This is a genomic window from Geodermatophilus sp. SYSU D00698 (genome assembly GCF_054050335.1).
In genome coordinates this window covers 103,846-116,172 of record NZ_JBJGZD010000015.1, presented here as the reverse complement: position 1 = coordinate 116,172, position 12,327 = coordinate 103,846, and the positions used below count along the sequence as shown (strand labels likewise).

The 12,327-nt window shown below is 76.0% G+C and carries 14 protein-coding genes and 1 pseudogene; 3 read left to right on the top strand and 12 right to left on the bottom strand.

Going from position 1 to position 12,327, the window contains the following annotated elements; translation table 11 throughout:
• Nucleotides 1-47: 47 nt before the first annotated feature.
• Nucleotides 48-236, bottom strand: coding sequence for a hypothetical protein (locus ACI8AB_RS15050; protein ID WP_456950755.1), 189 nt, complete (start codon nucleotides 234-236; stop codon nucleotides 48-50).
• A 273-nt stretch (nucleotides 237-509) separates the two neighbouring features.
• Between ACI8AB_RS15050 and ACI8AB_RS15045 the strand changes: the two are divergent.
• A pseudogene (locus ACI8AB_RS15045) lies at nucleotides 510-912 on the top strand (IS5/IS1182 family transposase); the annotation flags it as partial.
• Nucleotides 913-1,537: 625 nt separating this feature from the next.
• Here ACI8AB_RS15045 and ACI8AB_RS15040 read toward each other — a convergent pair.
• Nucleotides 1,538-1,735, bottom strand: coding sequence for a hypothetical protein (locus ACI8AB_RS15040; RefSeq protein WP_456950754.1), 198 nt, complete (start codon nucleotides 1,733-1,735; stop codon nucleotides 1,538-1,540).
• A gap of 475 nt (nucleotides 1,736-2,210) precedes the next feature.
• Between ACI8AB_RS15040 and ACI8AB_RS15035 the strand changes: the two genes are divergently transcribed.
• Nucleotides 2,211-3,053: a glutaminyl-peptide cyclotransferase gene (locus tag ACI8AB_RS15035; RefSeq protein WP_456950753.1), complete on the top strand. Its 843-nt coding sequence runs from the start codon at nucleotides 2,211-2,213 to the stop codon at nucleotides 3,051-3,053.
• A gap of 241 nt (nucleotides 3,054-3,294) precedes the next feature.
• Nucleotides 3,295-3,687 carry a hypothetical protein gene (locus ACI8AB_RS15030; protein WP_456950752.1) on the top strand — a complete coding sequence of 131 codons (393 nt, stop codon included), beginning with the start codon at nucleotides 3,295-3,297 and terminating at the stop codon, nucleotides 3,685-3,687.
• Nucleotides 3,688-3,741: 54 nt separating this feature from the next.
• On the opposite strand, the gene nusB is transcribed toward ACI8AB_RS15030, so the two are convergent.
• The 10 genes from nusB to mltG all read right to left on the bottom strand — a co-directional run bounded on the left by nusB (nucleotide 3,742) and on the right by mltG (nucleotide 12,254).
• Nucleotides 3,742-4,149, bottom strand: coding sequence for a transcription antitermination factor NusB (gene nusB / locus ACI8AB_RS15025; RefSeq protein WP_387986834.1), 408 nt, complete (start codon nucleotides 4,147-4,149; stop codon nucleotides 3,742-3,744).
• Between the two features lie 16 nt (nucleotides 4,150-4,165).
• Nucleotides 4,166-4,726: an elongation factor P gene (efp, locus tag ACI8AB_RS15020; RefSeq protein WP_456950751.1), complete on the bottom strand. Its 561-nt coding sequence runs from the start codon at nucleotides 4,724-4,726 to the stop codon at nucleotides 4,166-4,168.
• The gene (locus ACI8AB_RS15015; protein ID WP_456950750.1) at nucleotides 4,727-5,830 is read right to left on the bottom strand and encodes a M24 family metallopeptidase; all 1,104 of its coding nucleotides are present in this window, start codon (nucleotides 5,828-5,830) and stop codon (nucleotides 4,727-4,729) included.
• Nucleotides 5,827-6,261 (bottom strand): type II 3-dehydroquinate dehydratase, encoded by a 435-nt coding sequence (aroQ, locus tag ACI8AB_RS15010; RefSeq protein ID WP_456950749.1) that lies wholly within the window; start codon nucleotides 6,259-6,261, stop codon nucleotides 5,827-5,829. Before aroQ ends, ACI8AB_RS15015 begins: the two co-directional genes overlap by 4 nt.
• Complete coding sequence (aroB, locus tag ACI8AB_RS15005; RefSeq protein WP_387986823.1) at nucleotides 6,258-7,304, bottom strand: 3-dehydroquinate synthase; 1,047 nt, start codon at nucleotides 7,302-7,304, stop codon at nucleotides 6,258-6,260. Before aroB ends, aroQ begins: the two co-directional genes overlap by 4 nt.
• 5 nt (nucleotides 7,305-7,309) lie before the next feature.
• Nucleotides 7,310-7,843, bottom strand: a complete 534-nt coding sequence (locus ACI8AB_RS15000; protein ID WP_456950748.1) for a shikimate kinase — start codon at nucleotides 7,841-7,843, stop codon at nucleotides 7,310-7,312.
• Nucleotides 7,840-9,018 (bottom strand): chorismate synthase, encoded by a 1,179-nt coding sequence (aroC, locus tag ACI8AB_RS14995; protein ID WP_456950747.1) that lies wholly within the window; start codon nucleotides 9,016-9,018, stop codon nucleotides 7,840-7,842. The genes ACI8AB_RS15000 and aroC overlap by 4 nt, the downstream gene beginning before the upstream one ends.
• A gap of 26 nt (nucleotides 9,019-9,044) precedes the next feature.
• Nucleotides 9,045-9,530, bottom strand: coding sequence for a prepilin peptidase (locus ACI8AB_RS14990; RefSeq protein ID WP_456950746.1), 486 nt, complete (start codon nucleotides 9,528-9,530; stop codon nucleotides 9,045-9,047).
• 176 nt (nucleotides 9,531-9,706) lie between these two features.
• On the bottom strand, nucleotides 9,707-10,519 hold the full coding sequence (locus ACI8AB_RS14985) for a shikimate dehydrogenase (RefSeq protein ID WP_387986812.1): 813 nt from the start codon (nucleotides 10,517-10,519) through the stop codon (nucleotides 9,707-9,709).
• 7 nt (nucleotides 10,520-10,526) lie between these two features.
• Nucleotides 10,527-12,254: an endolytic transglycosylase MltG gene (gene mltG / locus ACI8AB_RS14980; protein ID WP_456950745.1), complete on the bottom strand. Its 1,728-nt coding sequence runs from the start codon at nucleotides 12,252-12,254 to the stop codon at nucleotides 10,527-10,529.
• Nucleotides 12,255-12,327 lie beyond the last annotated feature (73 nt).

Sequence of the window (12,327 nt, the reverse complement as noted above, 5' to 3'; positions counted from 1 at the left end):
CCCCGGCCCCGGCGAGTGCATCACCAATCGCCGGGGCCACGGTCCTGTCAGCCGAAGTTGCTACCGGCCGCAGCTGCCGCGAAGGCGGCGTTCAGCTGGTTGGCGTCGCCGAGCACACCGACGTTGACGTTGCCGACGTTCAGTGCGACTGCGATGGCGAGGTTGCCGTTCTGCGAGAAGAAGCTCTGCATCGTGGTCCGCTCGGGCAGCAGCTCGACGGTCTGGTCCTCGAACATGGGATCTCCTCAGGATCGGTTCTGGGGATGAGGCCTGCCGGGATCAGGACTGCGGCGTCGCCGCCGAACCTCCCCGATCGCCCCGTGGACTGCCGGGCCCGGCCGCGGTCCGGGTCGACGGGCGAAAGTCTGGGCCGCGGCGTTGGAGGAGGACATCCGCGATCGCCACGTATCACGGCTGAGGCGCACACCGACTCCCGGCGCGCAGCCCACGGCCACATCTGCTCCCGCCACCTAGAGACGTTGCGGAAGCAGGCCGTCGGGCCCCGAGGGATCGGCACAGGGTGCGAGGCGGGTCGCCTCGGTGTCTTCCCGCCGCCGCGGCTGATCCGTGGCGAGCGGGGGCCCGGGTCGATCCGCTGATCCCACCGCAGGGCCGGCCGTACACGGACGCACCGGCCGGCCACGTACTCCGGATCGCGACGTGCTCGAAGGACCGCCGTCCTGCCCTCGACCGGAACGGCGTGGACCGACCGGGGTGCACAGGTCCCGCTGGACTGGTCCCGGGCCGGCCTCGACAGCGTCAGCGTGTCCGCGGACGGAGAGTGCGCCGGGCGGCCCGCACCGACCGCGGCAGGCGCGCGGGGCAGTGAGCACCACCTGTCGTCGACGCCGCCGGCTCGCCGCTGGACCCCGCCGTTCCAGCGCCACCCGCCACGACAGCGTGCTCGTCCAGTTGACCCCGGGCACCGTGCCGGCGGTCGGGCACGGCGGTCCCGGCCAGCCCCGTCGGCGACCGGTCGAGCTGCACCGACGAGGGCTGGGACGACCGCAGAACCAGCTGTTGCCGGCGCTGCCGCGCCATCACGTCCTGCATCGCCTGCAGCAGGTCGCCTGCAGCAGGTGGGACACCAGCGCCCGGCCCGGCCGCTACCACGGGTCGTCGAACGCGTCCTCGGCCGGCTGCTGTTCCGCAGACACCTCGCGCAGCGCTACGACGGCACTGCCACGACCACCACCGCGCTGGACCGGCTCTCCGTCACCCTCGACTGCGGCCGCCGGCCGCGGCGAGCCGATGCGACGTCTGCTCGAGCGGGCGCCTTTCGCCGACGCGCCCCGACCCGGGGGCTACTCCGGCCTTCGGTGTGGCGGGCGGCCACACGCCGACACCGCCCGTGGCTGAACCCGGCCGGACCCAGCGGTTATGTGCCCCCACCGTCTCTCCCCGAGACTGCCCGGGACCACGTCCCCCAGCCTCGCACCGCTCACGCCTCCGCACGGCAAGGCGAAGAGGGGTGGCCGAACCCGGCCACCCCTCTTCCATGCCCAACGGCTGCTGTGACAGCCGTTCACCACGTCCCTCAGCCGAAGAAGTTGCTCCCGGCAGCGGCGGCGGCGGCGGCGAGGTTGGCCTGGTTGGCGGTGCCGCCCAGCGCCACGTTGATGTTGCCGGAGTTCACGGCCGCGGCGACAGCGGTGTTGAAGTTCTGCGACGCGAACGAGAGGAACTGCATCGTGGTGCGCTCGGGCAGCAGCTCGACGGTCTGGTCCTCGAACATGGGATCTCCTCAGGATCGGTTCTGGGGATGAGGCCTGCCGGGATCAGGACTGCGGCGTCGCCGCCGGACCTCCCCGATCGCCCCGTGGACTGCCGGGCCCGGCCGCGGTCCGGGATCGGCAGGCGAAAGTCTCGGGCTGCGGCACGGACGACGGCATCAGTGGCCACCACCGATCTGGGCCGAGCCGGATCCCGGTCCCCGGCTCCGTCCACCACGGTGCCGGTCCCGTGCGGTACGTAGTTCAGGGAACGGGCACGCAACCACGGGAGCGGTCCCTCCCGGACCCGCCGGCCGGGTCGTAGTCTCTGCGGCCCCGGGCCGTCCCGGGTCGCCGGCCGGGTGCGCCGGCGGACCCCCGTCGACGCACCCCCGGCGACCCGGTGACCCGGTGGCCCGGTGGCCCGGTGGCCGAACACCCATGACTCGGCGACCCCCGTGACCCGAGCCACCGACCCGAACGGATCGTGACCGCTCGATGAACCGTGGCATCCGCCGCCGGGCCCTGGCCGCCGTCGTCCTCCCCGTGGCACTGCTGTCCGCCTGCTCGTCGCGGGACAGCGCGGACCTCTCGGTCTACGGGCAGTCGGTACGCGCCCCGGACGCCGCGGCAACCGACGGCGACCAGCCGGTGCCGGTGCTGCGGCCGGAGGTCCTGGCCGAGGTGCCGCACGACCCGTCGGCCTTCACCCAGGGGTTCGAGGTGCACGAGGGCGCCCTCTACGAGGGCACCGGGCTCGCGGGCCGGTCCCAGCTGCGCGAGGTCGACCCCGCGACCGGCGAGGTGCGGCGGTCCGCGCCGCTCCCCGGCCGGCTGTTCGGCGAGGGCATCACGGTGGTCGACGACCGCATCTGGCAGCTGACCTGGCAGGACGGGGTGGTGCTCGAGTGGGACCGGGCCACGCTCACCCTCCGGCAGGAGGTGCCGCTGGAGGGCGAGGGCTGGGGGCTGTGCTTCGACGGGACCCGCCTCGTGCGCAGCGACGGCACGGACCAGCTGCGCTTCCACGACCCCGTCACCTTCGCCGAGACCGGCTCGGTCGCCGTCACCTTCGACGACGAGCCGGTGACCCAGCTCAACGAGCTGGAGTGCGTCGACGGACAGGTCTGGGCGAACGTGTGGCCGTCCGACGTCCTCGTCCGCATCGACCCGGCGAGCGGGCGGGTGACCGCGCTGGTCGACACCGCCGGCCTGCTCGACCAGGAGCAGCGCGCGGACGCCAACGCGGTCCTCAACGGCATCGCCGCCCTGGGCGACGACGAGTACCTGCTCACCGGCAAGCTGTGGCCCGTCTCGTTCCGCGTGCGGTTCGTGGAGTAGTCCGGTCCGCCGGTGCGGGCGCGCCCGGTCCCGGGCACCGTGTCGTCCCCGGCCGTCCCGCACCAGCGGGCGGGCACCACGGACGCAGCCGGTCGGCACCACCGAGGTGCGGGCAGGGACCACGGGACCGGTCCGGGGACCGCACCCTGCGCCGCCGCGACGTGCTGGGATGGCGCGACGAGGGGTGCGTCGCCCGCCGGCGGCGTCCCGACGACCACCCCACGACCGTCCGGAGGTACCCGTGGAGAGTCGGTTCCCCGTCCTGCTCTCGGCGCTGCTCCTGGTGTGCGCCTCGTTCTCCTGGAGCAGCTCCGCCGGTCCTGCCGGTCCGCTGTCCGGGTGGCTGAGCTCGATCGGCGTCAGCGCCGCCGTGGGGGGCGGCTCCGGGTCCGTGAGCCTGGTGTCGTGCTCCGGGGACTCCTGCTCGGTGACGCTGGGAGGGAGCGGCGCCCGGGCCCACGTGCTCGGGACGACGATCGGGCTCACCGGGATCGACGGCCCCTCGGCGACCCTCCGGGTCGAGGACCGGGACGTCTCCTGCACGGTGGGGCGGACGACCTCGGTGGGCGGGCTGCAGCTGACCTGCACGGAGGTCGCGGACGGCCGGGTGGCGTTCACGGTCACCCGCGGCTGAGGTCCGACCGCCGGCGGCGGCCTCGGCCCGCCGCCGCGCGATCGGCCGGCCGGCTCAGCCGGTGGGCACCTCGGCGTCGAGGATGGCGCCGAGCACGCCGTTGACGTAGGCCGGCGAGTCGTCGGTGGACAGCGCGCGGGCGAGTTCCACGGCCTCGTCGATGACGACGGCGTCGGGCACGTCGTCGGCCCAGAGCAGCTCGAACACCGCCATGCGCAGGATCGCGCGGTCGACGTCGGGGAGGCGCTCGAGCGACCAGCCGCGGGCGTGCTGCCCGATCAGCTCGTCGATGCGCGCCTGGTGCGCCGCCACGCCCTCGACCAGCCGGACGGCGTGGTCGGGGACGGGCGGCGACGGGTCGGCGATCCGCTCGCGCAGCAGCTCCACCGGGTCGGTGCCCCGCAGGTCCGCCTCGTAGAGGACGTCGACGGCGCGCTTGCGCGCCTTGGTGCGGGCAGCCATGGCTCGGAGGGGTGCGTCAGTTGGCGCGGCCGAGGTACCGGCCGTCGCGGGTGTCGACCTTGAGCTTGTCGCCGGTGTTGACGAACAGCGGCACGTTGATCTGCGCGCCGGTCTCGAGGGTGGCGGGCTTGGTGCCGCCGGTGGAGCGGTCGCCCTGCAGGCCCGGGTCGGTGTGCTGGACGACGAGCTCCATGGTCACCGGCAGCTCGACGTAGAGCGGGGTGCCCTCGTGCACCGCGACGACGACCTCGGTGTTGTCGAGCAGGTAGTCCGCGCCGCTGCCGACGGTCTCGGCCGGCACGTAGATCTGCTCGAAGGTGTCGCCGTCCATGAACACGAAGTCGTCGCCCTCGCGGTACAGGTAGGTCATGTTCCGCTTGTCGACGGTGGCCGTGTCGACCTTGGTGCCGGCGTTGAAGGTGCGGTCGACGACCTTGCCCGAGAGCACGTTCTTCAGCGTCGTCCGCACGAACGCGCCGCCCTTGCCGGGCTTGACGTGCTGGAACTCGGTGACGGACCACAGCTGGCCGTCGAGGTTGAGGACCATGCCGTTCTTGAGGTCGTTGGTGGTAGCCATCTAGAGGACCAGCAGTTCCTTGCTCGTGAGGGTCAACAACTCGGGCGCGTCCGCCGTGACGACGAGCGTGTCCTCGATCCGGACACCGCCGTGTCCGGGGAGGTAGACCCCCGGCTCCACGGTGACGGCCATGCCGGCGGCCAGACTACCCGCGCCCAGCGGGCCGATGCCCGGCGCCTCGTGGATCTCCAGCCCCACCCCGTGCCCCAGGCCGTGGGGGAAGTGGTCGGCGTGCCCGGCCGCGGCGATGACGTCGCGGGAGGCGGCGTCGACGGCGACGACGTCGGCCCCGACCGCCAGCGCCGCCCGCCCGGCCGCCTGCGCCTCGGCCACCAGCGCATAGACCTCGCGCTGCCAGTCGGCGGCGTGCCCGAGCACCAGCGTGCGGGTCATGTCGGAGTGGTAGCCGTCGACGGTCGCGCCGAAGTCGAGCTTGAGGAGGTCGCCGCCGGCCAGCACCGTGCGGTCGGGCCGGTGGTGCGGGATCGCGGAGTTCGCGCCGGTGGCCACGATCGTCTCGAACGACGGCGCCTCGGCGCCCAGCGTCAGCATGCGGGCGTCGAGCTCCCGGCCGACCTCCAGCTCGGTGCGCCCGGGCCGCAGCGCGCCCTCGGCGGCGAGCTCGGCCAGCGCCTGGTCGGCGACCGCGCACGCCCGGCGCAGCGCCGCGACCTCGTCGTCGTCCTTGACCGCGCGCAGCTCCTCGACCGCGCGGCGGACCGACACCAGCTCCGGCACGGTCCCGCCGGCCGCGGCGTCGGCGAGCACCCGCTCGAGCTGGGCCAGCCCGTCGACGGTGACCACGTGGCTCTCGTAGCCGATCCGGCCCGCGCCGCGGCGCACCGCCTCCTGCGCGAGCGCGGGCACCGTGCCGCGGTCGACCAGCAGCTCGACGTCGGGCACCTGGGTGCCGGCCTGGGTCGTGTACCGGCCGTCGGTGCCGAACAGGTCGGCCCCGTCGGTGCGCAGCAGCAGCGCGCCGTTGGACCCGGTGAACCCGGTCAGGTACCGGACGTTGAGCAGGTCGGTCACCAGGACGGCGTCCAGCCCGCGCTCGGCGGCGGTCGCCCGCAGCCGCTCCCGCCGTTCGGCCGCCCTGCTCACGAGGCCCCCTTCGCCGCCAGGTACCGCAGCGCCAGCTCGTAGCCGTGCACGCCGAGCCCGGCGATGACGCCGTCGGCGACGCGGGAGACGTAGGAGTGGTGCCGGAACTCCTCGCGCCGGTGGATGTTCGAGATGTGCACCTCCACGACCGGTGCGGTCACCGCGGCCAGGGCGTCGTGCAGCACCACCGAGGTGTGCGACCAGCCGCCGGGGTTGACCACGACCGGGTCACCGGCGTCGGTCGCCTCGTGCACCCAGCCGAGCAGCTCGGCCTCGGAGTCGGTCTGCCGCACCCGCACGGCGAGCCCGAGCCCGGCGGCGGCCTCCTCGACCGTCGCCACGAGCTCCGCGTACGTCGTCGTGCCGTAGACCTCGGGCTCGCGGGTGCCGAGCCGGCCCAGGTTGGCGCCGTTGAGGACCTGGATCGTCACGCTGCCTCCGCCACTGCGGCCCACGCCGCGTCCAGCCACGCCTGCTCGGGGTCGGTCAGGATCGTCGGGTTGCCGATGCCGTCGAGGACGACGAACCGCAGCGTCGCCCCGCGGGCCTTCTTGTCCACGCGCATCACCGCCTGCAGCGCCGCCCAGTCACCCCGGTAGCGGGTCGGCAGGCCCATCGCCGCCACCAGCTCGCGGTGCCGGTCGGCCTCCGCGCGGGGGAGCAGGCCGGCCTGCGCGCCGAGCTCGGCGGCGAAGACCAGCCCGACGGCGACCGCCTCGCCGTGCCGCCAGCGGAAGTCCTCGACCCGCTCGATGGCGTGGCCGAGGGTGTGCCCGTAGTTGAGGTACTCGCGGACGCCGGTGTCGAACAGGTCCTGGCCCACCGCGTCGGCCTTGACCCGCACGGCCCGTTCCACGAGCTCCCCGGTGTCGCGCCGGCCCGTGGGGTCGGCGGCGAGCAGGTCGAGGATCGTGCCGTCGGCGATGAACCCGCACTTGACCACCTCGGCCATCCCGGCGCGGAACTCCGCCTCCGGGAGCCCGGCGAGCACGTCGGTGTCGGCGAGGACGCCGGCCGGCGGGTGGAACGCGCCGACGAGGTTCTTGCCGGCGCCGGTGTTGATGCCGGTCTTGCCGCCCACCGCGGCGTCGACCATGCCGAGCACGCTGGTCGGGAGGTGCACCACGCGGACGCCGCGGGTCCAGGTGGCGGCGAGGAACCCGGCGAGGTCGGTGACCGCTCCCCCGCCGACGCCGACGACGGCGTCCGAGCGGGTCAGCCCGAGCCGGCCGAACTCCTCCCAGGCGGCCGCGGCGACCGCGGCGGTCTTCGCCGCCTCGCCGTCGGGGACGACGACGGCCTCGGCGGCCACCCCGGCGGTCTGCAGCGTCTCGACGGCGGCGCCGGCGAGCGCGGCCAGCGGCGGGCTGTGCACGACCGCGGCCTTGGGCGTCCCGGCGAGCAGCAGGCCCAGCTCGGCCTGCGCGCCCGGCCCGATGACGACGTCGTAGGGCTTCTCGCCCGGGACGGTCACGCGCCTCACCGGGCGGTCCCGGCGGGCAGGGCGGACAGCACGTCCGCGACGACGTCCTCCGGCGTGCGGCCGGCGGTGGGCACGACCACGGTGGCGACCTCCGCGTAGAGCGGGGCGCGCTGCTCGAGCAGGGTGCGCAGCATCGCCCGCGGGTTGACCGCCAGCAGCGGGCGGTCCCGGGACAGGCCGGCCCGGCGGGCGGCCGAGGGGACGTCGACGTCGAGGTGGACGACGGTGCCGCCGGCGCGGCCGTAGCCGACCAGCGACTCGCGGGTGGCGGCGCTGAGCACCGCGCCGCCACCGAGCGCGAGGACGCCGTCGTGCTCCCCGAGCGCGCGGGCGACCGCCTGCTCCTCCAGCGCCCGGAAGTGCGGCTCGCCGTGCGTGACGAACAGGTCGGCGACGCTGGTGCCGGCGGCGGCCTCGACGTCGGCGTCGGTGTCCCGGAACGGCAGTCCCAGCGCGGTCGCCACCGCCGTCCCGACGGTCGTCTTGCCCGACGCCGGCGGGCCGACGAGGACGAGGACGGGCCGCGTCACCGGTACGGGAGCGCGTCGAGGTAGGCCTGCGCGTTGCGGCGGGTCTCGGCCACCGAGTCGCCGCCGAACTTCTCCAGCGCGGCGTCGGCGAGCACCAGCGCGACCATCGCCTCCATCACCACCGCCCCGCGGGGCACCGCGCAGGCGTCGCTGCGCTGGTTGATCGCGACCGCGGCGTCCCCGGTGGCGACGTCGACGGTGGCCAGCGCCCGCGGCACGGTGGAGATCGGCTTCATCGCCGCGCGCACGCGCAGCGCCTCGCCGTTGGTCATGCCGCCCTCGATGCCGCCGGCGCGGTCGGTGACCCGGCGCAGCCGGCCGTCCTCGCTGACGATCTCGTCGTGGGCCACCGAGCCCCGGCGGCGGGCGGTCTCCAGGCCGTCGCCGACCTCCACCGCCTTGACCGACTGCACGCCCATGAGCGCCGCGGCCAGCCGGGCGTCGAGGCGGCGGTCCCAGTGCACGTGGCTGCCCAGGCCCGGCGGCAGCCCGTGGACGACCACCTCGACGACGCCGCCGAGCGTGTCGCCGTTCTTCCGGGCGTCGTCGACCTCGGCGACCATCGCCTCGCTGGAGGCCGGGTCGGCGCAGCGCACCGGGTCCTCGTCGATGCGCGGGTTGTCCTGCGGGCCGGGCAGCACGCCGTCGGGGACGGTGACCGGGCCGATCGCGACGACGTGACTGACCACCTCGACGCCGAGCGCCTGCCGCAGGAACGCCTTCGCGACGGCGCCGAGCGCCACCCGGGCGGCGGTCTCCCGGGCGCTGGCCCGCTCCAGCACCGGGCGGGCGTCGTCGAAGCCGTACTTCTGCATGCCGGCGAGGTCGGCGTGGCCGGGCCGCGGCCGGGTCAGCGGCGCGTTCCGGGCCTGGCCCTCGAGCACCGCGGGGTCGACCGGGTCGGCCGACATGACCGTCGTCCACTTGGGCCACTCGGTGTTGCCCACCTGGACCGCGATCGGCCCCCCCATGGTCAACCCGTGCCGGACGCCCCCGGTGAGGGTGACGACGTCCTGCTCGAAGGACATCCGCGCGCCCCGGCCGTGGCCCAGCCGGCGGCGGGCCAGGTCGACGTCGAGGTCGGAGGTCTGCACCCGCACGCCGGCGGGCAGGCCCTCGAGGATGGCGGTGAGCTGCTGGCCGTGCGACTCACCGGCGGTCAGCCAGCGCAACATGGCGCCGATTCTGCCAGTCGGTGTCGTCACGCCAGCGGCCCCTCGACCACCAGGGCGAGGACCGCGCCGAGCAGCAGCGGCGGGCCGAACGCGACGGGCGTGGTCCAGCCGGCCCGGCCGGTCGCCACCAGGACGAGCGAGGCGGCGGCACCGGCGAGCAGGCCGAGGAACACGCCCGCGAGCAGCACGCCCCAGCCGGCCCAGCCCAGCAGCAGCCCGAGCAGCGCGAGCAGCTTGACGTCGCCGAGGCCCAGCCCCGACGGCCCGGCCAGGGCGGCGAGCAGCGCGATCCCGCCGGCGGCGGCCGCGGCGAGCAGCGCCCGCAGCAGCGCGGGCCAGGTGCCGAGCAGGGCGGCGTCGGCGAGCAGGGCGGCGGCGCACACGGCCGCGGCCGGGAGCGTGACCCGGTCGGGCAGCCGGTGGACGGCGAGGTCGACCTGGGCGAGGACGACGGCGGCGCCGGCGGCCCAGGCGTAGGCGGCGGTCGCCGGGCGGGCGCCGGTGAGCAGCACCGTGCCGCACAGCAGCAGGACGAGGACGAGCGCGGTGAGCAGCGCGCGGGCGGGCCTGGCCCGTGCCGCGGGGTCCCGGCCGGCCAGCCGGACGGCGGCGCGCGCCAGCAGCGGACCGAGCGCCGCGGCGGCCAGGACGGCGGCCGCCAGCAGCAGCTCGCGCGGGACCGTCGGGCTCAGCGGGCGTCCAGCGCGGCGCGCATGGGGCCCAGCGGCGCGGGCAGCCCGGTCATCAGCTCGACCTGCACCGTGGCCTGCCAGAACAGCATCTCGATGCCGCTGACCACCGTGGCGCCGGCCCGGTCGGCCGCGGCGGCCACCGGCGTGGGCCACGGCGCGTAGAGCACGTCGAGCACCGTCTGCCCGGCGTGCCAGCCGAGGCCCGCGAGGTCCCGGTGCGCGCCGATCGGCACGGTGCTGACGACGACCGGCGCCTCGACCGGGCCGGGCTCCAGGACGCGGACCACGGCCTCCACCCCGAGGACCCCGAGCACCCGGGTGACGTCGGCGGCGCGGGACGGGTCGCGGACCAGCACGTCGACCGACTCCGCGCCGAGCTCGGCCAGCGCGACGGCGGCGGCCGCGGCCGTCCCGCCCGCGCCGACGATCGCCGCGTGGGAGACCCGCTCGACGCCGCCGGCCTGCAGCGCCATGCCGACGCCGTGGGCGTCGGTGTTCTCCGCCCGCCAGCCGGCGTCGGTGTGCACGAGGGTGTTCGCCGCGCCCAGCAGCCGGGGCAGCGGCTCGACGGCGTCGGCGACGGCGACCGCCGCCTGCTTGCACGGCATGGTCACCGAGAACCCCCGCCACTCCGGGCCGAGGCCGGCGACCAGGTCGGGCAGGTCCTCGGCGCCCACGTCGAGCGCGTCGTAGGTCCAGCCGGTCAGGCCGAGCGCGGCGTAGGCGGCGCGGTGCAGCAGCGGGGAGAGCGAGTGCCCGACCGGGCGGCCGACGACGGCCGCCCGGCCGGGCGGGGCCGGTGCGGGCACGGGCCGGTCAGCCACCACACCCGAGGCCGGCGTCGGCGCACCGCTGGCGGGCCGCCAGGAACTCGTCGTAGCTGGCGGTGAAGAAGTGCCGCCCGTCCGGGGACTCCAGCACGTAGTACAGGAGGTCCCCGGTCGTCGGCGCCAGCGCCGCCTCCAGGCTCGCCTCACCGGGCGCCGCGATCGGCGTCGGCGGGAGGCCGGCCCGGGTCCGCGTGTTGTACGGGCTGTCGGTCTGCAGGTCGGTGACGGTGAGGTCGTTGCCGTTCTTGCCGAGCCCGTAGGCCAGCGTCGCGTCGATCCCGAGCGGGATGCCCTGCGACAGGCGGTTGTAGACGACCTGCGCCACGTCCACCCGCTCGTCGTCGACCTTGGTCTCCCGCTCGATCATCGAGGCGACGACGACGACGTCGTACACCGAGCGCCCGGCCGCGGCGGCCCGCTGCTCGAGCTGCACGTCGGCCGCCGTGTCGGTGAACCGGGAGACCATCGCGCGCAGCACGTCGACGGCGGTGTCGTCGGGCTCGACGTCGTAGGTGGCCGGGAACAGGAAGCCCTCGAGCTGCCCGTTCGCGTAGGCCGGCAGGCCCAGCGCGGCCGGGTCGGCGGCCGCCGCCTGGAGTTCCTCGATCGGCGTGCCCGTCGCCTCGGAGATCCGCTGCAGCGTGCCCGCGAGCGTGGAGCCCTCGGGGACGGTGACCCGCGAGACCTGCCGGGCGGCCGGGTCGAGCAGCAGGTCGAGGGCGGCCTGGCCGCTCATCTGCGACCGCAGCTCGTAGACGCCGGGCTGGATGCCGGTCGCCGCCGCGTTCGCCTCGGCGGCGTCGACGAACGGCTCGGAGGAGGCGATGACGTCGGCGTCGACGAGGGTGCGGGCGATGTCGCTGAGGGTGTCGCCCTCGCCGACGCGCACCTCGACGCTGCCGGTGCCCGCGCCGGCGTAGTCCTCGGCCTCGGGGTTGACCAGGCCGATGAGGGCCCTGCCGCCGAAGACGATGCCGGCGACGAGCCCGGCGAGGACCAGCAGCGCCAGGACGTTGGCCAGCGGGCTGCGGCGGCGGCCGGAGCGCCGGCGGGGCGCGGGTGCGGCCTCGTGGTCGTCGTAGAGGTCGCCGTCGTGGAGGTCGCCGTCGTGGAGGTCGGCGTCGTGGAGGTCGGCGTCGTGGAGGTCGGCGGAGCCGGTCTCGTCGGGGTCGTCGCCGAAGACGGCGGCGTGCCCGTGCTCCTCGGCCTCGTCGCGGGCGCGCCGGCCGCGCCGGCGGGGGCGGTCCGCGCTGCCGGCGCCGAGGACCTCGAGGCCGCCGGTGGGGTCCTCGTCGTCGGCGGGCTCGTCGTGCGGGCCGACGGCGGCCGCGGCCACGGTGGGCGCGTCGTCGGGGTCGGTGGTCTCGTTGCGGCGGGCGAGCTTCGACCACGGGCCGGACGGCCGCGGCGGGACGCCGGGCAGCGGCGGCACGGGCTGGCTGTCGCCGGGCAGCGGGCCGGTGCGGTCGTCCTCGGGCGCGCCGCCCCCGGCACCGGCGTCGGCGTCGTCCGGGGCGGCGTGCCGGCCGGCGGTCACCGGCCGGACGTCACGGTCCAGCAGGCCGGCGCGGGACGGGGTGCCGGGACGGGCCGGGCCGGGGCCGAGGGGCAGCCGTGTCGTCTGCGGGCCGGCCGGCCAGGCACCCGCGGGGGGTGCCGGGACGTCCGGCATGCCGGGGAGGCCCCGCCCGTACGGCGGGACCGGACCGGTCACCGGCACACCTCGCTGACGCTCGGCGTACCGGTGCCCACCGGTGCTGTGCCCTTGCACGACCTCGCGAGCCCGG

Coding starts and splice junctions, on each gene's coding strand:
- ACI8AB_RS15050 (WP_456950755.1), bottom strand. CDS start 236: ATGTTCGAGGACCAGACCGTCGAGCTGCTGCCCGAGCGGACCACGATG.
- ACI8AB_RS15040 (WP_456950754.1), bottom strand. CDS start 1,735: ATGTTCGAGGACCAGACCGTCGAGCTGCTGCCCGAGCGCACCACGATG.
- ACI8AB_RS15035 (WP_456950753.1), top strand. CDS start 2,211: ATGAACCGTGGCATCCGCCGCCGGGCCCTGGCCGCCGTCGTCCTCCCC.
- nusB (WP_387986834.1), bottom strand. CDS start 4,149: ATGGCTGCCCGCACCAAGGCGCGCAAGCGCGCCGTCGACGTCCTCTAC.
- efp (WP_456950751.1), bottom strand. CDS start 4,726: ATGGCTACCACCAACGACCTCAAGAACGGCATGGTCCTCAACCTCGAC.
- aroC (WP_456950747.1), bottom strand. CDS start 9,018: ATGTTGCGCTGGCTGACCGCCGGTGAGTCGCACGGCCAGCAGCTCACC.